Raw genomic sequence first — 24081 nt, 5'->3', positions numbered from 1 at the left:
AGGATTTATGAATCAAACAATTAATTATGGTTTAAAATTTTTAAACATAAACCAAAATGGTAAAGAATTAACAATCAATCATAATATGATAATTATAGACTTTTTACATTCTCGGTTAATCAAAAGTTTTATAAAAAACTTACCTGAAAACCCTGAAAATGGTGACAATTTTATTATTAAAGATGACAAAAAATCTACTAATAATCATATTGCAATTTTTTATGAAGGCTGGAGCTTTATAAAACCAACTAACTTTTTTACTGCTTTTATTAGTAACGAACCTTACCAATTTAAAAATAATAATTGGGAAAAAATAGAGAAATAAATATGATAAGTTTATTTGCAGCCCTTGCAGGTTTCTTAGGCTCTCTTATGCCTTATCTACTTAGTATGTTTCGAGATGTTTCTGATAAAAATCATGAACTAAAAATTCTTGATAAACAAATCGAAATGCAAAAAATGGGCATTAAAGAACATTTAGAAGAAATAAAAATAATAAGTGATTCTATTGAACTTAAAGAACTTTATTCAACTTATAAAACAAATGTAAAATGGGTAGATGCTTTTAATGGCTCAGTAAGGCCAATTCTCGCTTATTCCTTTTTCTTACTTTATGTCTACGTTAAATATCTCCAAGCATCTTTTATTCTTAATTCTGCTCCAGTTTTTAAATATATAGAAATTCTTTGGACAGTTGAAGATCAGGCAATTTTTGCCGGAATAATTAGCTTTTATTTTGGACAAAGAACAATTAGTAAATTCAAAAATAGGTAACAAATGTATGAAATTGATGAAAAGGCAACTAGCTTCATCAAGCAGTTTGAAGGATTATCGCTTACTCCGTATACATGCCCTGCTGGAATTAGAACCATTGGATACGGACACGTTATTACTCAAGAAGAACAATATAAACCAGACTCATTTCAAAAAATTACAAATGACGAGGCTGATCGAATCCTCGAAAATGATTTAAATAAAATAAGGGATTCAATCTTTAGAAATATCTACGCTCCATTAACTCATCCACAATTCATTGCAATTCTATCTTTTACCTTCAATGTCGGGGGTGGTGCTTTACAACGCTCAAGTTTAAGGCAAAAAATTAACCGCTTAGAACATGAAACTGTACCATTTGAACTTAACAAATGGGTTTTCGCAAGCGGTAGAAAACTTCCAGGGCTTATAAAAAGACGCTATTTTGAAGGGTTAATGTATAAAGGTATAATTTAAATTATTGAAATTTATGAAAAACAACAATTAAACATTTATTGACATTTAGTTAATAATTAGTTATTATGTTAACCAATTAATTATATAGGTTTATAATATGAAAAGAAATAAAAGAATGGCTCGGGAGTTTTTTGATTTAGCTGAAAATAAGTCATATCCCGAAAATATACATTATTTAAATAAAGCACTTAAATTAGATCCTTATAAGGCAGATATTTATTTTGTTATGGGTGAAAAATTGGTAGATGCAACCAAAAATAATCAAGCAATTAAATGTTTTGATAATGCATTAAAATATTTTAGTAACGCTTCAAATGAACTGACACTTTTGGATATTTATGCAGGAAAAGCTAAAGCATTAGCTTTTGCACGAAAATACGAACAAGCATTATATTATTTTGATAAAGCATTAAAATATAAAGGTAATATTATTGACCTCCAAACAAACGAGTTATTTAAAGCACGACTTAACTGCTTAGAAAATTTTAAAAGAGCTAATAAATTCAAGCATGATTTATACGGTATTATGCATTCTATAAAAGAAGTAGATCGAAAGGTTAAACTTGGAATAAGCCTTACTGAACAAGATATTACTAACAAAAGTAAAGCTCTTGAAGATTTGAAAAATTTATCAAAGCTAAGATATTATTCATATCAAGTTAACTCTTTCATTTCTAAATTTAATAAGCCTGTAATAAAAGGTATGTTATTAACCTTAGGCTTTATTGGTGGTGGATTTTTATTAAATAGATTCAGGCCCGACCTTGCGCTTCAAATAACCGGTAAGGCTCATGAAATATTTAATAATTTATCAAATAATAATATTAGAGAAAAAATACAGGTAAAAATCAAAAATATTGCTCAAACTTTACCTAAAAAATAATATCACCCCTTGAAAAAACCATTTTTAAATACCATATTAATTAACAAACAGTTTAATTTATATGGTATTTTTTATGGATAATATTAAAGATCAAGAACTTAACTCTTCTGAAGAAAATCAAGAAAAAGAAAATGCAAGCGAAGCTCAACCAGAAGAAGTTTCAGAATCTCCTGAACCTTCAAATAAAGCTCAAGAACAAATAAATCAACTTAAAGATCAATTATTAAGAGCTGTTGCTGAAAGTGAAAACTTACGTAAAAGAATGGAAAAGCAAATTGAAGATACTGCAAAATATGCTGTATCAAGCTTTGCCAAAGATCTTATTAATGTATCTGAAAATCTTTTTAGAGCTCTTTCTAATTTCGATATTGATAAAATTGAAGACAAAGTTATTAAAAGCATATTAGAAGGCGTTGTAATGACTCAAAAAGAATTACATAATGCTTTTGAAAAACACAAAATTATTATTGTTCAACCAAAACTCGGCGATGCTTTTGATCATAACTTACATCAAGCCGTAAGTCAGATCGAAAATAACGAACTTCCCGCCGGCACTATTGGCCAAGTATTACAAAACGGTTATATGCTACACGACCGTGTTCTTCGTCCAGCAATGGTTATGGTTGTAAAAGAAAGCTAATACAAAATTAAAATCATATCATAATAAAAAAGCTTAAAGAAAAATCTTTAAGCTTTTTTAATTTTAACAATCCCAAAAATTAATATATTATTAAATTTTTTCAATCTATTATTGAAAAAAAAATAAAGTTAATTTAATATGAAAAATTATTAACTATTTTATAGGTAGAATCTTATGGAGCATTTAAACTTTGACTCAATAATTGTGCTTCTTTACCTTGCTACAACTCTTTTTATTGGTATGTATGCTGGTCGTAATATCAAAAATATGAAAGAATATGCAGTAGGAGATTATAAATTTTCTACCTCAACTTTAACCGCAACAATTACAGCTACTTGGATTGGAGCTGGTTCTGCAATTGGAACCCATGAAAAAGTTTATCAATTTGGTATTGTTTGGATTTTCATCTTCCTAGGTGGTGTAGTTGCAATTTTTATTTTTCAATTACTCGCTCCTAAAATAATAAAGTTTAAAGGTTCATTAAGTACGGCTGAAATGCTAACGCGTTGGTATGGTCCAAAAGTTAGAACAATTGCTGGTATCTGTGTAGCGATTTGCAGTATTGGAATGGTAGGCTCTCAAATACGTGCAGTTGGTTATTTATTTAATGAGTTTTTTGATATTTCGCCAGTACTTGGAATTATGATCGGAGCAGGTATTGTTGTTGCTTACTCCTCTTTTGGTGGAATAAAAGCTGTAACTTATACTGACGTACTTCAATTTGCATTTTTTGTAGTAGCAATTCCTTTAATTGCAAATGTTGCACTAGGACAAGTTGGTGGATACAAGGTATTACTTGATAATGTACCAGCCGAACATTTTAAATTATTTCCAAATTATGGAAAACCTATTGAATATTTAACTTTATTTTTCTTCTTCGCTATTCCTTTTTGGGATTCCTGTTTGATTCAAAGAGTTTTAATGGCAAGAGATAGAAATCAAATTGTAAGTTCATTTAAAGCTACAGCTTTTGTAATGTTACTTTTCTATATTATATGCGGTCAAACTGCACTTTCTGCGCTTGTTTTAAACCCTAATTTAGATCCAAATAAAGTTTTATATTTTGTAATAAATAATTATCTTCCATTAGGAATAAAAGGATTAGGTATAGCAGGATTACTCGCAGTTGTTATGTCGACTGCAGATTCTTATTTAAATAATTCAAGTGTCGCGATAATTCATGATATTGTTAATCCATCTCGCAAAACTCCTTTAAGTAGTAAGCAAGAATTATTCATTACTAAACTTTCAACTTTAACCATTGGATGTTTATCTATTATATTTGCTATTCAATTCAAAAGTATTACTGAAGCAATGATTAAATCATGGGTATTATGGGGAGCAGTTATGGTAGTACCTCTTTATGGAGCAGTACTAGGAATTAGATCAAATGCTAAAACATTTATTTTAGGCGCACTTGGCGGTCTTACTACTGTAGTGATATGGGCAATTTTTGATATTGAAGCAAGAACTGGTGTAGATAGTGTAATGCCGGCATTAGCTACTAATTTAACGGTATTTACTTTAGCTAGTTTATATTATCATAAATTAGCACCTGAAAAACTTTATAAACCTAATGTACTTCAGGAAAATTTTGAAGGATTTGACCCTCAAAAAAAAATGGTTGGAGTATAACACCTAAGTTAAGATACTTACAAAGCAATTACTACAAATATATTCCTAATTTCAATAATGTATTAAGGTTTTCAAATAGAAGAGTCTCATATTATGGGGCTCACTATAAATCTTTTGGTATATTTGCTATTGCAAGTTTTTTCATTCCTTATTTTATGTGGTCTGCTAATAATTCAATAACTTTTATGCAGCAGGACATATCGATAATATTAAGGTTTATTGCAGGTATTCTTGCCTTTGGGCTTATCATCCACGATATGTGGAGCAAGCCATTTACTAATTACTTACCTTTATATTGGCATTTAACTTTAATGTATTCTTTGCCATTTTTAACTTCATTTTTATTTCTTTATAATAATGGCTCATATGAATGGTTAATAAACATAGCTCTTTCATTATTTCTTCTTGCAATGCTAGTGGATTGGATAAGCTTTATTGCATTACTTGCAGTAGGAATTAGCTTAGGATATATATTATATACAAAATTAGTAGGCTATGAAAATATCAAAATAATATTTAATAACCCCCATAAGTTTTACCTATTCATTTATGTAACATTTTTTTCAACCCTTATAGGCATGTTGTTTTCTCGTAATAGAGAATCTATTCAAAAGTCTGTAGTAGATATGCTTGAAAAAAGAGTAAAAGAAAGAACGCGTGAGCTTGAGGAAGCACTATTAATTAAAAAAGAATTTTTAGCAAATCTCAATCATGAAATTAGAACCCCCATAACAGGCATAATTGCCTATTGTAAAGCTTTATACGAACATTGGAATGATTTTTCTGAAGATAAAAAAATAGAGATTTTAAAAAAACTTAATAATGCAGTTGATAGATTTTATACATTTGTAAGTAATATATTTGATCTTTCCAAATTTGAAACTGGAAAAATTCATTTAAACTTGGAAAAATTTAACCTTGAAGAAATAATAAAAGAGGTAATGGAAGAAAGTGAAATAATAAAATTAAAGAAAAATATTAATATTGCACTTAACTGTAATATACCTTTTCCTATCATTGAAGGAGATAGATTTAAAGTTAAACAAGTAATTAGAAATTTACTTGGAAATGCAATTAAATATACAAGTGAAGGTATTATTTCAATTAATGTTAAATATGGAAAAGAATTAAAAGATGATGGCAGTGTAATTAAAGGGATTATAGTTTCAATTTCAGATGAAGGAATTGGTATTCCTGAAGAAGAACTCGAAGTTATTTTTGACCCATTTTCACAAAGTACTCGTACTAAATCTCCTGCAAGTGGACGAGGCCTTAGTCTTTCAGTTTCACGTAAAATAATTGAAACCCATTTAGGAAAAATTTGGGCTAAAAATAATAAAAATAAAGGAGCAACTTTTTCCTTTATTTTACCATCTTAATTCTAACTATCCTTTTGTACTATCGCTCTATTTTATTTTAAATAATTAGGGTTACATAAGAAGATTAGCACTAGAAGTTATTAGAGATATTTTTAGGTTAACGTGCTTTTCCTAAACTCAATACATCTTTCCAATTTATAATGTTTAATTTGATACTATTCTGTTCCTTAACATAATTAATAGTTCAACACATAATTGTAACATAATAAAAAATGTTTTTACAAAAATTTTCCTCGAAAACCTAACTAATATTATCTTTATAGACATTCTTCCAATATTAATTTATTATGCGCCTTATTAAATTAAAAAAGGTAGGATTTATGCGTTCTTTTAATAGATCTAGTAACGAATTAAGACCAATTAAAATACAAACAAATGTTTCAGCACATGCTGAAGGTTCCTGCCTTATAATGTATGGAAACACACATGTACTTTGTACAGCAAGCGTTGATGAAATGGTCCCTCCATTTTTAAAGAATAAAGGTTATGGTTGGGTTACAGCAGAATATGGAATGCTTCCTCGTTCAACTCATTCACGTATGAAAAGAGAAGCCGCCCAGGGTAAACAATCAGGACGAACTCAAGAAATCCAAAGATTAATAGGCAGATCTTTAAGAAATGCCGTAGATTTAGTTGCTCTAGGCGAAAGACAAATCATTGTTGATTGCGATGTAATACAAGCAGATGGTGGAACACGTACTGCAGCAATTACTGGTGGATATATAGCTTTGTATCAAGCATGTAAAACTCTTCTAAATAGAAAAACAATAAATAAATTTCCAATCATTACTGAAATAGCTGCTGTGTCATGTGGTATTTTAAATAATGAAGTAATAATAGATTTAGATTATCAAGAAGATAGTAAAGCAGAAGTTGATTCTAATTTTGTAATGAATGGAAATGGTGATTTAATTGAAATTCAAGCTACTGGCGAAGAAAACCCTTTCAAAAAAGAACAATTTATGCAAATGTTATCATTTGCTGAAGAAGGAATAAAAAAACTCATTGAAATGCAAAAAGAAGCTTTGAAAAATTAAAATAATATTTTTAAAAATATTATTTTATAAGTAATTAATTGTTTGATTTAATACTTGATTATTATATCTAAAACCTAATTTATTTGATTCACCTTTTAACTGTTTATAACTACGAATAGTAGCATATAATTTTTGTGCAAATTCAAGAACAAATTGTGGATTAAATTCTTTATTTTGTACATAGCTCTTTAGATCATTAGTATATTTATTGAAATCATTTGAGCCTATAGTTTTAATAAGTAATTCTTTATTACAATTTACTTCGGCATCTAATAAATTAACAATACGCGCTTCATTTAAGGTTTGAATCATTAAGGTATACTCATTATTTAATTCTAAATTTTCAAATTGCTTTATATACATATCAATATTTCTTATAGCTTCTAAAGATGCTTTATAATAGTATTTATATCCAAATAATAATCCATAAAAGTAATTAATTAAAACTTCATGCACAATCATATGGATAAGTTTAATTTTCTCGCTTCTAAAAATAGTATTTAAATAATTATAACTGGTAATAATAGTTAACGGATTCATTTTAATAATTTTTGATTCCGGTGCTAATGATAAAAATATATCTTTAGATTTTTCTTTATCATTAATAGGAATTAATCCTCGTTGGTCGTTATATAGTTTATTAAAATTTTTATAATCATCTTTATTTATTGCCCTTAAAGCTGCTTGCTTAAATAAATTGATTTTCATGTCGATATTAAAAGCTTTATAAAGGATCTGAGTTTTTAAATTCTTTTTTTCCTCTGGTTTTAAAATTTTTCTATCAGTAACCATATTATATTCAAAGTTTAAAGCACTAAAAAAACCTATATAACTGCTTAACATACAACCCCCAATAGTTTCTTAATGGTTTAACACTCTACCACTTTTTAATGATTTTGATAAGAGGTTTATAGAAAAATTTATCTTTTATTATTAAAATTACTGTCTATTATGTAATTTTTAATTAAAAAAATATGATATTATGGAACTAAAAGAATTAGTAATAGGTAGTACTAATAAAGGTAAAATCAAAGATTTACTTGCCTTAATCCCTTATAAAAACATTAAAGTTACCCTAGCCTCTGATTTAAACTATCCTGACCCTGAAGAAATAGGAAATACGTTTGAAGAAAATGCTCTTATTAAAGCTATGTATTATGGTAAATTAACTGAATTACCAAGCTTAGGAGATGATTCAGGAATTATATTTAATCAATTAAGTAGCTTCCCCGGAATAAATACAAAAAGATTTGCTGATGAATGTGGTGGCTATAAAGAAGCTTTTGACTCTCTTAATGAAATGCTTAAGAGTCATGCCTCACCTCATCCTGCTGAATTTATTACTTCACTAGTATTATACATGCCTGATAAAAATATAACAATTACTGGAAGCGGTAGTTTAAAAGGTGAATTTTGTTATCCTCCTCGAGGAACAGGATTTGGATATTTACCAGTTTTTATTCCGGAAGGTTATAATAAAACATTAGCTGAACTTGAGGAAGAAGAAAAAAATAAAATTAGTCACAGAAGCTCAGCAGTTAAAGACCTTTTCAGCAAATTAAAAGAGATTAACTAAAAATATTAGGTAAAATTTCATGAAATTACAAAAAATTCTATTTGGAACTAATAGTAAGGGTAAAATAGGAGAAATGCTAAAGCATTTTGGTAATAGAAATTGGCAAATATATTTTACAAAAGATTTTAAAATACCTGAACCTGAGGAAACTGGTGAAACTTTTGAAGAAAATGCAGTCTTAAAAGCTAAATATTATGGTGATTTAGCAAACATTCCAACTATTGCAGATGATTCTGGTTTAGTAGTTACACAACTTGGAAATTTTCCTGGAGTTAGAACTAAAAGATTTGCAGAAGAGGAATGTGGAAGTTATTATAAAGCCTTTGATAAAATTAATGAAATGTTAAAAGATTTTGAACCACCTTATCCTATAAAAATGGTTACGGCTTTAGCTTTTTACAATCCAATTAAAAACCAAATTATTACGGTAAATGGTGAAATTAAAGGAACATTCTTTTATCCTCCCAAAGGTGATGAGATAGAGGGATACGGATATTTACCAATTTTCCTTCCAGAAAATAGCGATAAAACATTTGCTGAGCTTGAAGAAGATGGGGAAAATATAAGAGATTTTTATCGCAGTAAGATTTTTAAAGAATTAATAACTAAATTAGAGAATTTTTATATAAATGACTGAAGAAGAGATACAGGATTTAGTAATATATCGTGATGCATTAATTTTAGTGTTAAATAAACCTTACGGCATACCAGTTCATAAAGGTTCGGGAAACATTACAAGTTTAGAACCCTATTTTGAACATCTAAAATTTGGTCTTCCTAAATTGCCATCACTTGCACATAGATTAGACAAAGACACAACAGGTTGCTTAGTGTTAGGAAGGCATGCCCAACCCTTACGTGAACTTGGTAAACTTTTCGATCAAAATAAAATTTCTAAAACTTATCTAGCATTAGTTGTAGGACGTCTTCCGGAACAATCAGGAATAATCACAGCGCCGATCGCTCCGCTTTCAGATAAAAAACACCATTGGTGGGTAAAAATTGATTACGAAAAAGGTAAAGAATCAATTACTGAATACGAAGTAATTGCAAGCAATAATGATTTTACTTTTGTAAAATTAATGCCTAAAACTGGCAGGACTCATCAATTAAGAATTCATATGGCTCACTTAGGGCATCATATTTATGGTGATTGGATTTATGGTAATCCTGACTATAAAATTTCAGTTCCTCTACATTTACATGCTTCTCAAATTTCTATACCTCTTTATAAAAATAAACCCTCATTAAATATCAGCGCTGAACTACCTGAACATTTTAAAAATTCTTTAGACAAATTTTCGCTAAAGAATGATAATTAAAATAAATACAAAACAATTATCTAAATAAATAGTTTAAAAGCACAAAACTTATTAAGCAAAAAAACGATTTTTATTTTTTTATATTAGTTTTGTATTAAAAGGGTTGACTTGAATAAATATTTTATTTAATTATAATGTCATTCAACCCTAGGTGTATGAGGCTTTGTAAATGAAAAGGATTTCTACTGACAATTGGAGTTTAGCTACAAAAAATAATTTTAAATCCACAAAACTTAAGGTTGTGTCGTTATGTTCATTCGGTCATTTATTGGAACTTTACGACTACACTTTATTTGCTGTAATGATAAGCATTATTTCTACAAAATTCTTTCCCGCAGAAAACCCTAACGTATCAATAGTACTAGGATTTTTAAGCTTTGCAGTTTCGTTTATTTTTGCAGCTCTAGGGTCAATTTTTTGGGGATGGTATGGAGATAAATTCGGCAGAAGAAAAATGTTAAATTTTTCAATGTTAATTATGTCTATTCCTTCTTTAATTATTTCAATTCTTCCTACTTATGATCAAATAGGAATATTTGCACCTCTCATCTTAATTATGGCAAGAATTCTTCAAGGTATAAGCGCTAGTGGAGAAATAAAAGGCGCTAAAATTTATGCTATGGAAATCTCTGATAATTCTCAATTAGGTTTTATTTCTGGTCTCCTTACGGCAGCCGGGGGTATTGGTGTACTATTTGCAATGCTTATGGGGTATTTAGTCTCAATTTCAGATTATGAACATGCATGGCGCATACCATTTTTAATTGGTAGTATAATTGGTTATGTAGGTCTTAAAATTAAAAAAACTCATCATGATACCAATCCACCAATTGTCGAAGAGAAGAATATTCAGAAAAAAATACTCATTACTGATTTACCTAAAATTATTAAATCTTATAAAATGGAATCAGCATGCGTTTTTAGCCTTGGAGCTGTATTAGGAATATTGTCTTATACCTTACACGCTTTTATGAATCCCTTTTTAATTTCTCAAGGATTTAATACAACCGATGTTTATGCTCTTGGTATATTAGCTTTATTAAGTACAGCAAGTTCAAGTATTCTAGCGGGTCTTTATCACGATTATTTTAAAAAACCTTTTAATATCATGCAAACCAATCTTATCTCTATGATAATGCTGATAATTCCAAGTTTTATGCTTATTGAAAATAATCTCCCTTATTTAAATTATTTAGCGTTTATTATTTTAGGAGCATTACTTGGAGTAAATGCAACTATATGCAGTATCGTTATGTTTAAATCTTTCCCATATGAAGTACGCTGCCGAGGGGTAATGTTTTTATATGCTTTAAGTGTATCTATCTTTGGCGGATTTACTCCATTAACATTAAATTTTCTAGCTAAATACGATTTCGACTTGCCAGGAATTGCTATTACCTTTATGCTTCTAATCTTCTTGAGCTTATATAGTTTTTCCTCGCAAAAAATGGTAAAAAAGGATGCTACTTTGTCTTGATATAGGTAATAGTCAAATTTATGGCGGCTTTTATGATGACACAAAATTTATTCATGAGTTTCGCTTAAACTCAAAAATGGGATGGAGCGAAGACCATTTAGGTACATTAATTACAGCAATTTGCAAGGATCAAAAAATTGATCCTTCGCAAATTCAGGCTTTCTTATTATGTTCAGTAGTTCCTTCACTTGATGTTGTTATAAGAAGACTTGCAAAAAAATATTTTAATCTCGAACCTTTTGAAATAAAACCTCATATAAAAACTGGTTTAGTTTTAGATAAATTTAGAAACCCTAATGAAATTGGGGCCGACCTTATTGCAGGTGCAATTGGAGCGGTAAATATGTATCCTAATACTAACCTCCTTATAATAGATATGGGCACTGCAACTACCCTTGTAGCAATTAATAAAGCTCATGAATTTATTGGTGGGGTTATAATTCCAGGCCTTCAAACTCAGCTTAACGCACTAATTCAAGGAGCTGAAAAATTATCATCCGTTGAGCTTACAAAACCTACTAATTTTATTGGGCACACTACTACAGCTGCTATTCAATCAGGCATTCTTAACTGCCATTATGGTGGGATTAAATATTTAGTAGAAAATTCTGCAAAAGAAGTGTTTGGTAATGAGACTTATAAAGTTATTGGAACAGGCGGTTTAGTTAAATTAATTGCCGATGATAATTTATTTAATAATGTCGCGAGCGACTTATTACTAAAAGGCCTTATTATAGCGTATCAGATGAATGGCAACTAAATTATATAATCACATACATAATTATTTAAAAGAAAACTTTCAAATCTCTATTTTTGAGGTAATGAAGCTTGCGCTTTATGATAAAGATTTTGGGTACTATTCACGTAAACTACCATTTGGAAAAGAAGGAGATTTTATTACTGCTCCACTCGTTTCACAATTATTTGGTGAAATGATTGCAGCTAATTTTGCTAATTATTGTTTAGAAAATAATATAAATGATATTTGTATTATAGAATTGGGGCCTGGTGATGGAACTTTAATGGCTGATATTTTAAATGTTTTTAATAAAATTGCTAATTTAATTCAAAATTTTCAAATTATTTTAGTTGAAAATAGTGAGCCTTTAATTACTAAACAAAAAGAAAAGTTAAGTAAGTTTCAAGATATTGAAATTTCTTGGTGCAAAACAATTGAAGAAATCAAAACTAATAAACCAGTTTTTCTTATCGCTAATGAATTTTTTGATGCTTTACCAATTCACTCTCTTATAAAAATTAATAATGCATGGCATGAACAAGTTTTAAAACTTGAAAACAATAATCTTACTTTTTCATATAATCAAGAAATCGCTAAATTTAATAATTATTTAAATGATAATTATCCTCAAACTAAAGACGGTCATATAATTGAATATAATGAAATAGGTCTTGAAATAATAAAAAAACTTGATGCTTTAATAAGTGATAATAAAGGCATGGGAATAGTTATTGATTATGGATATATTATAAATCAAAAATATACTTCTACACTTCAGTCACTTAAAAAACATCAATTCGTTGATGTACTTGAAAATCTAGGTGAAGCAGATATTACAATTCATGTTGATTTTAATGAATTGCACCAAAATATAACTAAATGTAAGAAACTTCCTTTATTAACCCAAAGACAATTTTTAATTGGTTCAGGCATTCTTACCCGCGCTGAAATTTTATCAAACCAAAATCCTAATAAAACAGAGAATATTCATTCAGGTTTAGATAGGCTAATTTCTTACGATCAAATGGGAAGTTTATTTAAAGTACTTATGTTTTATTCCTAGCACCAAAAATAATTTATCTATGTTTTCCTGTAACTAATAATTCCATAGATTTTCTTCTTTCTAATTTGCTACCATCATGAATATAACTTGGTATTAGACTTCTATATTGCCCTAGATCAATACTTTTCCTTCTAGTATGATGAGATTCCTTACCTTTTTCTTCCTCTATTTTGCTAATTTTTTCTTGCGCGCGTGCTTCTTTAGCATCATATAAGTAAGGAGAGCTTTGAATATGATAAGCAAAGTAATCTACAGAATGTTTTGCGGCGGTACTTTTTACAGAAACTAAGTTATGCTCTGCATCGTCAATGAATCCCCATCTTTCAAATGGCTTTAAATTATTACTTTTTCTATATGCTAATAATTTTTCATAAAAATGGTCAAAGACTTCACCTTTTTTGTTTAAATCATGGCAAAATAAAATTCCTTCATAAAATAAAACTTCAATTTCATGATTTAAATGTTTCATTTCTTTACATAACACTTCATTGCTATGTAAATTTTTTGAATATTTTTGGCTATATATAAGGTTTTCTAATTTATCAAAATAAATTTTATGCTTAGTTAACTGTTTGTAAGTAACTTCAGCAATAGCAGGTTGTCTTGCAGTTAAACCTATAATTGTTGCTCCTTGTTCACGTGCATATGTAAAGAAAGTATGAATTGCGTCATCCACTAATTTAGTTTTAATAGTACTTTGTGAACGGATCCAATCAGGAGTTATTAGTATTTTAGCTTGTTGAAAAGTGCATCCAGTTTTTTTTACCATTTCATACATTTGTCTTCCAAAATCAACGCATGCACCATAGTGACTTGGGGAACTAAAAACTGTATCATCTATATCAACTAAAATTAATGTATTTTCGTCAATTTTAAAATTACTGTTTAAAATCTCTTCAAATTTTCTAATTCTTAAAATTTTCTTTTCATCGCTTGATAACATTAATGATTCTCCTTAGAAATTTATAATTCAAAATTTTCTATGTAATCCCCACCCTGATGTGTAAACCAAGTGAACTGTCTTTTAACGTAGTTACGAGTAATTTGTTGAGAGATTTTTATAACTTCTTCCTCCAACATTTCACCTTTAAGATATGCAATTATTTGAGGTAAACCATGAGCTTTTAAAATTGCTGTTGGTTTATAGTTTTGTGATAATACATATTTCGCTTCTTCAAGTACCCCGCTATTCCACATTTTTACAAATCTATCATTACATTTTTGATATAATTCTTCACGTGGTTTAATAATTTTAATTTTAAAAAATTTATCAATAGGAAAAAATATTTTTTTAGGTTGCGATTGAAAAAATGAAAGTGGCTTTCCACTTGCAACATATACTTCCATTGCTCTTAACATTCTTTGCGCATCATTTGGAAATATTTTATTTGCAAGTATTGGGTCTATTTTTTGTAATTCTTCATGAAATTTTGCATTCCCTAATTCCTCTAATTGCTTATGAACTTCAAGCTTTATTTCTAATGACACATCCGGAATTTCATTAATTCCATCACTTAACGCTTTTAAATACATGCCTGTTCCACCAACAATGATTGGTGTTTTATTGCGATAGATAATTTCATTAATCACAGGAATAACTTCTTTTAACCAAATTCCTACTGAATGATCATTATTTAAGGTTTTATATCCAAATAAAAAATGTGGAATTCCTTGTTTTTCTTCACTCGTTGGTTGAGCTGTTAAAATAGGGATTTCACTATAAACTTGCTGAGAATCTGCATTAATTATTTCAGCATTTATTTTTTTAGCTAAATTTATTGCGTAATCAGTTTTACCGCTTGTTGTAGGTCCACCTACAATAATTATTTTATCCTTTAATTGCATATAAAATTAACTGCTGAATTTATTACCTTTATTCCATTATTTGTAATCGTAAAGCCTTTATCCGAAGAAACAAGCAAACTTTGTTTTTCTAATATTTTTATTTTATCTTTATTTAGAAATTTATTCAAATCAGACTTTATTTTTGCTTGTATATTTTCAAAATATAATTCTTCTTTAATTCTCACACCCATCATCACCATTTCATAAACAATTTCTTGATCGGTAAGAATATTATTTTGCTGGATACCATTCCCTTTTTCAGTAACTTGCTTTAACCAAGCATTAGGTGAATGTAACATCATTAAAGCATGGATATTATTATTCTCAGTTATTCTACTATGAGCTCCTGGCCCTATACCTAAATAATCATAATATCGCCAATAACTTAAATTATGTATTGATTCCAAGCCTTTTTTAGCATGATTTGAAACTTCGTAAGCTGGTAAATTATGCTTATCCATTATTTCTTGTGTAACTTCGTAAAAATCATCTTGTAAGTCTGATGTAGGCATAACAAATTTTTTATTCATATAATCAGAATAAAATTTTGTACCCTTCTCAATAGTAAGTTGATAAATAGATAAATGATCTCGAACTAACGGCAATGCTTCATTAAGTTCTTTTTGCCAAAATTCAATAGTTTGCTTAGGCCTTGCATATATTAAATCAAAACTATATCTATCAAAAATCTTACTAGCTTCTTTAATTGCATTTATTGCATCATTTGAATTATGTTCACGTCCTAAGAATTTTAAATCTGCTTCGTTTAAAGCTTGCACTCCAATCGATACTCTATTAATTCCTGCAATTTTAAAATCTTTAAATTTGTTTGTTTCAAATGAAGTTGGGTTAGCTTCTAATGTAATTTCAGCATTTTTTGATAGCGTAGATATTTCGGCTAATTTATTTATAATTTTTTCAGGAATAAAAGGTGCCATTAAGGAAGGAGTACCACCTCCGAAAAAAATAGATATTATTTCTTTATTCTCTAAATAGGATTTAAAATATTCAATTTCTTTTAAATAAGCTTCTAACCATTGATTATGGTCATAGCTATGGGCAACATGACTATTAAAGTCACAATAAGGACATTTTGATTTACAAAATGGCCAATGGACATATACGGCTATTTTATTATTCATTTAAATGTTCAATTATTTATTAATTATAGAAGTAAACTTTAGAAATACTATAGCTTTTTTTAACGGAATATATATAATTCCGCAAGGATTATAATATAGAGGCTGAAATGACTAAAACAATTACTATTGCTTATGGGGATGGTATAGGCCCTGAAATTATGGAATCAACCTTAAATATTCTTAAAGAAGCAAGAGTATTTGTAAATTTAGAAACGGTTGAAGTGGGTGAAAACCTGTATAGAAAAGGATATAGTTCTGGTATATCAAATGATACTTGGGATTCTCTTGAAAGGTCAAAAGTCATTTTAAAAGCACCTATTACGACTCCACAAGGTGGGGGTTATAAAAGTTTAAATGTAACAATGCGTAAAACCCTAGGCCTTTATGCAAATGTACGTCCTAATATAGCTTTTGCTCCTTTTGTGGCTACACATCATCCTAATATGAATGTGGTAATTATAAGAGAAAATGAAGAAGATTTATATGCAGGAATTGAGCATAGACAAACACATAATATGTATCAAACATTAAAGTTAATTACACGTACAGGTAGTGAGAGATTAATACGTTATGCTTTTGAATACGCTGTAAAAAACAACCGTAAAAAAGTTACATGTTTTAGTAAAGATAATATTATGAAAATGACTGACGGTATTTTTCATAATGTGTTTGATGAAATAGCTAAAGAATATCCTGAAATTGAAACTAATCATATGATAATTGATATTGGCGCAGCACGACTTGCAACTAAACCAGAAAACTTTGATGTTATAGTTACTTCCAATCTTTATGGGGATATTATTTCTGATATTGCTGCTGAAATTTGTGGCTCAGTTGGTATGGCAGGATCTGCAAATATTGGAAGAGAATATGCTTTATTTGAAGCAATCCATGGTTCAGCTCCTGATATTGCAGGTAAAAATATTGCGAACCCTTCAGGCTTAATTAATGCTGCGGTTATGATGCTTGTACATATTGATGAACTAGAAGCTGCGGAAAAAATTCAAAACGCTTGGCTTAAAACTATTGAAGACGGTTTACATACAGCTGATATCTTCAATGAAAGAACCAGTAAGGCAAAACTTGGAACAAAAGAATTTACTGAAGAAGTTATAAAACGTTTAGGTGAAAAACCTCAAATCTTAGATGTAGTTAATTTTAATAAAAGTAGCAAAAAAGAAATAAGTAAAGAAGCTAAAATTAATATCGAAGAAAAAAAGCAATTAGTGGGCGCTGACATATTTATTGATTGGAACGGTACGGACCCTTCTATACTTGCAGATAAATTAAATGAAGCTGCTAAAGGAAATTTACGCTTACAAATGATTTCAGCAAGAGGCCTTACCGTGTGGCCAAAAACAAAATTAATGAATAGTATTGATAATGATCATTGGAGATGTAGATTTGTTCCTTTTAACTCAGATAAAACTGCAAACTATAATGATATTTTAGAAGTATTAGAAAATATTAAAAAGGCAGATCTCGATTTTATAAAAATCGAGAATCTATACACTTTTGATGATAAACTAGGTTTTTCTTTAGGACAAGGAGAATAATTACTTCGCTTGTTTTAAAAATGAAGTAATTCCATATGCTAAAGATAAATTTTCTAAATCCCTATAGTGTTGTGAACGTTTCCCACCAACAAGCTCTTTTAAATTATCCAATAAATTTCCAATATGTGGTTTTAAATCTGGGTAATTAATTTTAGTAGAAGGCATTATAACCTCTAAGCTTTTAGTAATTACTTGAATTAATTCAGGATCATTTTTTAATGACATTTTATTTTCAAGTACTGCAAATCTTATTGCATCAAGTAAAACTAAAGCATCCTTATTCATATTTTTGTAGTTTGCAGTTGATAAAACTTTTTTAGCAAAATTTTTAATAAAATTCCTATCAATTACTGCATAGTTATTAATCTCGCTATGTCTTGGTAAACTAATACCATGTTTACTTATTAGCTGCTTCATTATTTTAGCAATGCTTTTAGCTACCTTTTCATCTTGGGTAAAATCATCTTTTTTACTTTCACTAACCGTTCTAAAAGAAGGAGCTTTACTTGCAGCATTTTCAACATGTTGAATTAAATTAGCAATAAATTCATCTCTTTCATTAGTTTTCTTAACTGAGGAATAAGCGTATTGGCCGAGAGTTGATGCTATTAAAGAGCCTATTGCAAAACCACCCTTTAATAAATTTGTAGCTTTAAAAATTGGGTTTGCATAATTAACAGTCATACTAAATTGTTGATAAGGTATATTAGAATAAACGCTAAAGCCGTACATTATATAGCTAGTATTAAATAATGAAGGAAAAATGTAGGCAAAAGAGCTTTTTATTGCAATTAACGGTTCAATTAATATCTTTCTTAAACCTAAATTATTATCTTTATAAATGTAGGCCATTAAGCTACCTATGTTCATAGGTGTTAAAGCAAATATACCTATTCCAACGAATGCAGCTATAGCTATACCAAATACTATACGCGCTGCTAATGATTTGTAAAAAAGTTCCCCAACTTTTGTTGTAAGTGGATATTGATTAAACTTCTTAAGCATAGAAATAGTGTTTTCGTCACTAATAATTTGTTCGACCATTTGTTTAATAAGAGCTTCTTTATCTACTTCTCTTAAAGTTGCGGTTGCACTATTATTAACTATTGTTTCTACTAATTCATAAATTTGCTCTTCAGTTTTACTAAGTATATATTTTCCTTTAATAGTAGAACCTATACTCTGTAATTTTTTAGCTGTAGCATTTATTAAAGCTTGCGTATCTTCTGATAAAGTAAGGATTTTAATAACGTTTACTAAATTAGGATAATGCTTTTTTAAATTTGGATAGTGAACTAATTGTTCATTAAATTCTTCTCTAAACTTTTTAACGTGTTTTGCATTAAATCTATGTAATATAGTACTGCCAAATTTAACTTCTTCAGCAAATTCTTCTAAATTACTTGCTAAAAATTTTTCAAACTTTTTTAAAGCTTTTGCTTCACTTACACCTTCAGTTTTTGAATCAGGTATATATAAACTATCAAAAAAATCTTTTACTTTATTTCTGTAATCAACCATTTAAATTTCTCCGACACTAATCATTATTATGTATATGTTAATAATTATACTATTTTGTAACTTTGAGTGTCAAAGCAAATTAATTTTTAGTTAAAAAAGTTAAGCAATATAAATATTTACTTATAATACCTTAAGTAGGAAAAAATATTATTGAATCTCAGTAACTTATCAATTGCAGATGTTATAAACTACTGATTTAAAACAATTCTTTTAAAAATGAATAGATACCAAATCCAAATAATATTGCGGCTGAAAAATATTTAATTTTATTTAGGAAATTTTCTGGTAGGAACTTTTTAGAACGGCAGGTTAAAGTAGTTAAAATTATCCACCAAATCATTGAGCCTACAAATATACCTGTCATAACAGCTAAAATGCTACTTAGATTAAGAACGTCGTTGGTAATAACTGCGTATAAGCTTAAAAAGCTTATGATAGTAATTGGATTTGTTAATGTAAGAATTAAACTACTAAAAAAGGTTTCTAACATAGTTTTATTATTACTAGAATTTACAGGACTATTAATATTAGCTGGTTTTGATTTAAATTCCTTATAAGCTAGATAAATTAAAAAGCTTCCACCTAAAATATGGATATAACTTACATGATTTATAAAAAAGTTTGTAAGAGCTGTAAGACCTGCCCCCGCAATTACTCCATAAATTGAATCAGCAACAGCAGCTCCTAATCCGGTTACTAACCCTAATTTTGCACCTCTATTTAAAGAATTTTTTATACAAAGTACCCCTATAGGTCCAACAGGTGCGGCAATAGCAAACCCTATTAATAAACTTTTCCAGAAAATTACTACTAAATTAAACATAACTTACCTACTTTTTTTAATTAATTTATCAGATACTTTTGTATGAATCTTTGCAAATTCTTTCATAAATAAATATTGTCTTATATATGTATAAACATCACTCCAAATCTTAGCTAAAATATAAGAAGCTATGATATCGCTTAACCAATGTCCTCCAGAAAATAATCTATTTGTGGAAAATAAAATAGCTGCAGGTACAACGGCATACATAAATTTTCTTGGTATAATGCGGTAGCAGATTAAAGCCCAAAACATTAATGTAAATGCATGGCCACTTGGGAATGAATTACTTGAATAAACTTTTATATATGGATTTCCATAAATAGCCTGCAAAGAGATGAATTTATCATAGATAAGAGTTGGTGAGCTACGATAAATGTTTAATACTTTTTGAAAAAGTAGATAATTTACTGCAATTCCAATTTCTAAAATTAAGAGTGCGCCGAAAAATCTTTTTATATAAGCTTTTTTATTTTCAACTTGAAAATAAGCTATGAAATTTATTATCAGCATTACAGCAATATTTAATAACCTTTCGCCTTGATGATTCATGATTGCCCAAAAGCCAGCCCAGGTACTACTTAATGCTAAGCTACCGTTACAAACTTCAAAAACCCATTTATCTAGCGGTGTCAGTTTTACAAACAAAAATATAATTAAAAGAATTTTATACTGACTTAAAAACAGAGTTTTAAAAGAGCGCATCATATAATTATTATCTCTTACGATTAATTATATAAATTGCGACTTGTCTTAATAAATTTGCTGGTTCATCAAAAACTTCAAGATAATTCAATGCTTGATTAACTAACATTTTTGCCTGTTCTTTAGCTGCATCTATTCCTAAATTTGATATGTACGTAGCCTTATTCAAATCTTTATCTTTATTTGTTTTCTTTCCAACATCATTTGCTGTCCCTTCAACATCAAGAAGATCATCGGTGATTTGAAAAGCAAGACCAATTGCATGCGCATAACCTTTTAAAGCCATTCTAAGGTTACGAGAAGTTTTACCAAGTATTGCTCCAGACTCACAAGCACAAGCAAATAATTCACCTGTTTTCATTCTTTGCATTCTTGTAATTTCTGGTATTGATAAATTATGGTTTTGTGCTTCTAAATCCATCATTTGTCCGCCCACCATACCTGAGGCTCCTGAAGCACACGCAAGCCTTGTAATCAGTTCACAACGAACTTGCGGATCAGGATGAGTTAATGGATCAGCTAAAATTTCAAATGCGAGACTTAAAAGAGCATCTCCTGCAAGAATAGCTGTAGCTTCTCCAAATTTTGCATGGCAACTTGGTTGCCCTCTTCTTAAATCATCATTATCTAAAGCAGGAAGGTCATCATGTATTAAAGAATAGGTATGAATAAATTCAATTGCAGCAGCAGTCCTAAGCGCTGAATCTCTTGAAACACCAAACATGGAAGCTGCAACAAAAGATAAAAATGGACGTAATCTTTTACCTTGCGATAAAACAGAATATCGCATTGCTTCAAATAGCTTTGATTCAAGACTATTATCTACAACCGGTAAGAGAGCAGCCATTTTTTCATCTACTAATTCGCAAACCTCAACTAAAGCTTCACTTAACCCCATGGCATTTAAATTCAAGCGCATAATATTCCTAATATTTGAAATTTAAATATATCTTAATTTATTATATTTGAAGTATAATCAATTTTATTAACTAACTCCATACATTTAGTAATTATATGATTCTCATAATATATTATATCTTCTAATTGCTCTATTTTTATAATTTCTGCATTTTCTAAAATATTCTCAATTAATTTTGGAATATCAAGAAACTTTATTTTAGAATCTAAAAATTGAGAAACAGCAAATTCATTTGCAACATTGAAGGCTATCATATGCGATTGCTCTTCTGTATTTAAAACCTCTTTTGATAACTTAAAACCTGGAAATTTTGTTTCATCAATTTCTTTGAATATTAGTTGACCCATTTCTTTTAAATTTAAGTTAGAAAAATCTGTAGTAAGTCTATGTGGATAACCTAAAGCATATGAAATAGGAATTGTCATATGAGGTTTATACATTTGCATCATTGAAGTACCATCTTCAAAATCAATTATAGCATGAACAAATGATTGAGGGTGAATTATTGCATCTAATTGCTTAGAATTAAATTTAAAAAGTTGATAAGCTTCAATTAGCTCTAAACCTTTGTTTATAAGTGTTGCTGTATCAACTGTAACTTTTTTTCCCATTTGCCAATTTGGATGAGTAGTGGCTTCTTTAGGAGTTACATTTTTTAGTTCTTCATAAGTTTTATTTAAAAATGGTCCGCCTGATGCAGTTAAGATTACTTTACTAATATACTCATTTTTATTATGAATAATTTGATATATTGCATTATGCTCAGAATCAATTGGAAAGATTTCTGTATTATATTCGCAAGCTATCTTATTAATTATCTCACCTGCGCATATCATTGATTCTTTATTAGCAAGTGCCAAACGCTTTGTATTTTTTATGGCACAAATTGTAGGCATTAAACCTTGAATTCCAACTGCTGCAGAAACAGTTATATCACTGCGGAGAGAAGCCACTTCTAAGCAGCCTTTATTACCTGCATATATTTTTGTATTTCTATTTTTTAGTAAATCTCTTAAGTCTTGATAATAATTTTCATTTAAAATAGCAACATGTTTTACATCGAAATCAATAGCTATTTTTGCTAATTTTTTTACATTACTATTTGCAATTATTCCGATCACTTCAAAGGATTCACGATGTTTTTCAATAATTTTTAAAGTAGAATCGCCTATTGAACCTGTAGCTCCAATAATTACTACCTTTTTTTTTACCAAGTTACATTCCCCTGAAAAATAATTATAAATAATGCAAATTTAGGGGCAGCTAAAATTAAACTATCTACTCTATCTAATAAACCACCATGACCTGGAATTATTTTTCCACTATCTTTAACATCAAAATATCTTTTTATAGCAGATTCTATTAAATCTCCTATTTGAGCGTAAATTGCAAGCATTGCACTTATCATTATAGCTGAATTATAGTTAAGGGAAGTATATTTGTAATTTGCAACTGCAAAGCCTACTAAACTTGCACAAATTATTCCACCGATTAAGCCTGACCAAGTTTTATTAGGACTAATTTTAGGAGCTAATTTCCACCCACCTATAATTTTACCACAAAGGTAAGCACCTATGTCAGTAGCCCATACTACTGTAAATAGCCAAATTATATAAAATAAACCTCTATTTTGCTCTCTAAGCCATATTAAGGATAAACATGGTAACGTAACATACGCTATTCCTAGTATATACCACACTTTAGTTGAATGTTCTTTTTTACTAATAATATCTTGCCATTCAAAACCCATAATAACTGCAGCAGTTATTATTAATGCTAAATATACATAACCACCAGTGTAAATAATAAATAATATAACCGGAATTAAAATAAACGATGTTAAAAGTCTTGTTATAAAATTGTTCATTGAGCTAACCTCTTCCCAAACCTGCGTTCACGTTGATTATATTCTGCTATAATTTGTTCTAATTCATCAATAGAAAAATCAGGCCATAATGTATTTATAAAAAATAATTCTGCATATGAGGCCTGCCATAACAGAAAATTACTTAATCTTTTTTCTCCACCCGTACGTATATATATATCAACTTCTGGTAAATTTGGTTCATACAAAAACTTTGAAAAAAGATTTTCATCTATTTGGTCAATTTTTAATTCGCTATTATGAACACGTTTAGAAATATCTTTTACAGCAAAAACCATTTCTTCTCGTGAACCATAACTTATTGCTATTGTAAGGGTTAAACCAGTATTACTTGCGGTTTTACTTACTGCATTAGAGATTTGCGCTAAAATATCTTTAGATAATTTACTAAAATTCCCTATTATTTGAAGTTTAACATTTCCCTTAATAAGTATTTCTAATTCAGTAGATAAATAATGCTTAAGCAAATGCATTAAATCATTAACTTCTTGCTCAGGACGAGCCCAATTTTCTGAGGAGAAGGCATAGACTGTTAAATGAGTTATTCCTAAATTAAAAGAATTTTCAACTACTTCTCTTAATTTTTGAGCTCCTCTTCTATGGCCTTCTATAGTTGGTAAGAACCTTTTTTTTGCCCATCTACCGTTGCCATCCATTATTAAAGAAACATGCAGATTAGGTTTTTCAGTGACAGGCATTTAAAA

The 24081-nt window shown here is 29.0% G+C and carries 26 protein-coding genes; 15 read left to right on the top strand and 11 right to left on the bottom strand.

Annotated elements, in window-relative coordinates; genetic code table 11:
* Nucleotides 1-7 precede the first annotated feature (7 nt).
* The 8 genes from J0H68_07965 (at nucleotide 8) to rph (ending at nucleotide 6804) form a co-directional block, all read left to right on the top strand.
* Nucleotides 8-325 carry a hypothetical protein gene (locus J0H68_07965; protein MBN8828627.1) on the top strand — a complete coding sequence of 106 codons (318 nt, stop codon included), beginning with the start codon at nucleotides 8-10 and terminating at the stop codon, nucleotides 323-325.
* A gap of 260 nt (nucleotides 326-585) precedes the next feature.
* Nucleotides 586-774, top strand: a complete 189-nt coding sequence (locus tag J0H68_07960) for a hypothetical protein (protein ID MBN8828626.1) — start codon at nucleotides 586-588, stop codon at nucleotides 772-774.
* A 3-nt stretch (nucleotides 775-777) separates the two neighbouring features.
* Nucleotides 778-1230, top strand: coding sequence for a lysozyme (locus J0H68_07955; GenBank protein MBN8828625.1), 453 nt, complete (start codon nucleotides 778-780; stop codon nucleotides 1228-1230).
* Nucleotides 1231-1327: 97 nt separating this feature from the next.
* On the top strand, nucleotides 1328-2113 hold the full coding sequence (locus tag J0H68_07950) for a hypothetical protein (protein ID MBN8828624.1): 786 nt from the start codon (nucleotides 1328-1330) through the stop codon (nucleotides 2111-2113).
* 73 nt (nucleotides 2114-2186) lie between these two features.
* Nucleotides 2187-2753 (top strand): nucleotide exchange factor GrpE, encoded by a 567-nt coding sequence (locus J0H68_07945; GenBank protein ID MBN8828623.1) that lies wholly within the window; start codon nucleotides 2187-2189, stop codon nucleotides 2751-2753.
* A gap of 174 nt (nucleotides 2754-2927) precedes the next feature.
* Nucleotides 2928-4388, top strand: coding sequence for a sodium:solute symporter family protein (locus J0H68_07940; protein ID MBN8828622.1), 1461 nt, complete (start codon nucleotides 2928-2930; stop codon nucleotides 4386-4388).
* Nucleotides 4389-4543: 155 nt separating this feature from the next.
* Nucleotides 4544-5767, top strand: a complete 1224-nt coding sequence (locus J0H68_07935) for a HAMP domain-containing histidine kinase (protein MBN8828621.1) — start codon at nucleotides 4544-4546, stop codon at nucleotides 5765-5767.
* Between the two features lie 320 nt (nucleotides 5768-6087).
* On the top strand, nucleotides 6088-6804 hold the full coding sequence (gene rph / locus J0H68_07930) for a ribonuclease PH (protein MBN8828620.1): 717 nt from the start codon (nucleotides 6088-6090) through the stop codon (nucleotides 6802-6804).
* 24 nt (nucleotides 6805-6828) lie between these two features.
* Here the strand turns inward: rph and J0H68_07925 are convergent, their stop codons facing one another.
* Nucleotides 6829-7647, bottom strand: coding sequence for a hypothetical protein (locus J0H68_07925; protein ID MBN8828619.1), 819 nt, complete (start codon nucleotides 7645-7647; stop codon nucleotides 6829-6831).
* A gap of 139 nt (nucleotides 7648-7786) precedes the next feature.
* Between J0H68_07925 and J0H68_07920 the strand changes: the two genes are divergently transcribed.
* From J0H68_07920 to J0H68_07895, 6 genes are all read left to right on the top strand, one after another.
* Nucleotides 7787-8380, top strand: coding sequence for a non-canonical purine NTP pyrophosphatase (locus J0H68_07920; protein ID MBN8828618.1), 594 nt, complete (start codon nucleotides 7787-7789; stop codon nucleotides 8378-8380).
* Between the two features lie 19 nt (nucleotides 8381-8399).
* The gene (locus J0H68_07915) at nucleotides 8400-9017 is read left to right on the top strand and encodes a non-canonical purine NTP pyrophosphatase (GenBank protein MBN8828617.1); all 618 of its coding nucleotides are present in this window, start codon (nucleotides 8400-8402) and stop codon (nucleotides 9015-9017) included.
* The gene (locus J0H68_07910; GenBank protein MBN8828616.1) at nucleotides 9010-9702 is read left to right on the top strand and encodes an RNA pseudouridine synthase; all 693 of its coding nucleotides are present in this window, start codon (nucleotides 9010-9012) and stop codon (nucleotides 9700-9702) included. Before J0H68_07915 ends, J0H68_07910 begins: the two co-directional genes overlap by 8 nt.
* A 169-nt stretch (nucleotides 9703-9871) precedes the next feature.
* On the top strand, nucleotides 9872-11179 hold the full coding sequence (locus J0H68_07905; protein MBN8828615.1) for an MFS transporter: 1308 nt from the start codon (nucleotides 9872-9874) through the stop codon (nucleotides 11177-11179).
* Nucleotides 11163-11939, top strand: coding sequence for a type III pantothenate kinase (locus J0H68_07900; protein ID MBN8828614.1), 777 nt, complete (start codon nucleotides 11163-11165; stop codon nucleotides 11937-11939). The genes J0H68_07905 and J0H68_07900 overlap by 17 nt, the downstream gene beginning before the upstream one ends.
* Nucleotides 11929-12981, top strand: coding sequence for an SAM-dependent methyltransferase (locus tag J0H68_07895; GenBank protein MBN8828613.1), 1053 nt, complete (start codon nucleotides 11929-11931; stop codon nucleotides 12979-12981). Before J0H68_07900 ends, J0H68_07895 begins: the two co-directional genes overlap by 11 nt.
* Nucleotides 12982-12994: 13 nt before the next feature.
* Here J0H68_07895 and J0H68_07890 read toward each other — a convergent pair whose 3' ends face one another.
* From J0H68_07890 to J0H68_07880, 3 genes are read right to left on the bottom strand one after another with little or no spacing between them, the layout of a single operon-like run.
* Nucleotides 12995-13924 (bottom strand): DUF2608 domain-containing protein, encoded by a 930-nt coding sequence (locus J0H68_07890; GenBank protein ID MBN8828612.1) that lies wholly within the window; start codon nucleotides 13922-13924, stop codon nucleotides 12995-12997.
* A gap of 20 nt (nucleotides 13925-13944) precedes the next feature.
* Entirely contained in the window at nucleotides 13945-14826 is an 882-nt protein-coding gene (gene miaA, locus J0H68_07885) for a tRNA (adenosine(37)-N6)-dimethylallyltransferase MiaA (protein ID MBN8828611.1), read from the bottom strand.
* Nucleotides 14817-15968: a coproporphyrinogen III oxidase gene (locus J0H68_07880; protein MBN8828610.1), complete on the bottom strand. Its 1152-nt coding sequence runs from the start codon at nucleotides 15966-15968 to the stop codon at nucleotides 14817-14819. The genes miaA and J0H68_07880 overlap by 10 nt, the downstream gene beginning before the upstream one ends.
* A gap of 107 nt (nucleotides 15969-16075) precedes the next feature.
* Here J0H68_07880 and J0H68_07875 point away from each other — a divergent pair, with 107 nt between their 5' ends.
* Nucleotides 16076-17524 carry an NADP-dependent isocitrate dehydrogenase gene (locus J0H68_07875; GenBank protein MBN8828609.1) on the top strand — a complete coding sequence of 483 codons (1449 nt, stop codon included), beginning with the start codon at nucleotides 16076-16078 and terminating at the stop codon, nucleotides 17522-17524.
* Here the strand turns inward: J0H68_07875 and J0H68_07870 are convergent, their stop codons facing one another.
* The 7 genes from J0H68_07870 to J0H68_07840 form a co-directional block, all read right to left on the bottom strand.
* The gene (locus tag J0H68_07870; protein ID MBN8828608.1) at nucleotides 17525-19045 is read right to left on the bottom strand and encodes a hypothetical protein; all 1521 of its coding nucleotides are present in this window, start codon (nucleotides 19043-19045) and stop codon (nucleotides 17525-17527) included. It lies immediately after the preceding gene.
* A 196-nt stretch (nucleotides 19046-19241) separates the two neighbouring features.
* On the bottom strand, nucleotides 19242-19868 hold the full coding sequence (locus J0H68_07865; protein MBN8828607.1) for a LysE family translocator: 627 nt from the start codon (nucleotides 19866-19868) through the stop codon (nucleotides 19242-19244).
* A 3-nt stretch (nucleotides 19869-19871) separates the two neighbouring features.
* On the bottom strand, nucleotides 19872-20576 hold the full coding sequence (locus J0H68_07860) for a phosphatase PAP2 family protein (GenBank protein MBN8828606.1): 705 nt from the start codon (nucleotides 20574-20576) through the stop codon (nucleotides 19872-19874).
* Between the two features lie 7 nt (nucleotides 20577-20583).
* Nucleotides 20584-21471 carry a polyprenyl synthetase family protein gene (locus tag J0H68_07855; GenBank protein ID MBN8828605.1) on the bottom strand — a complete coding sequence of 296 codons (888 nt, stop codon included), beginning with the start codon at nucleotides 21469-21471 and terminating at the stop codon, nucleotides 20584-20586.
* A 53-nt stretch (nucleotides 21472-21524) separates the two neighbouring features.
* Nucleotides 21525-22706 (bottom strand): 1-deoxy-D-xylulose-5-phosphate reductoisomerase, encoded by a 1182-nt coding sequence (locus J0H68_07850; GenBank protein ID MBN8828604.1) that lies wholly within the window; start codon nucleotides 22704-22706, stop codon nucleotides 21525-21527.
* Nucleotides 22700-23359, bottom strand: coding sequence for a phosphatidate cytidylyltransferase (locus J0H68_07845; protein MBN8828603.1), 660 nt, complete (start codon nucleotides 23357-23359; stop codon nucleotides 22700-22702). Before J0H68_07845 ends, J0H68_07850 begins: the two co-directional genes overlap by 7 nt.
* Nucleotides 23356-24075 (bottom strand): isoprenyl transferase, encoded by a 720-nt coding sequence (locus J0H68_07840; protein ID MBN8828602.1) that lies wholly within the window; start codon nucleotides 24073-24075, stop codon nucleotides 23356-23358. Before J0H68_07840 ends, J0H68_07845 begins: the two co-directional genes overlap by 4 nt.
* Nucleotides 24076-24081: the final 6 nt, after the last annotated feature.

Source organism: Sphingobacteriia bacterium (assembly GCA_017304685.1).
Taxonomy (GTDB): Bacteria; Pseudomonadota; Alphaproteobacteria; order Rickettsiales; family 33-17; genus JAFKLR01.
The sequence above is the reverse complement of the archived record's forward strand: the minus strand, read 5'-3'. Positions and strand labels throughout refer to the sequence as shown.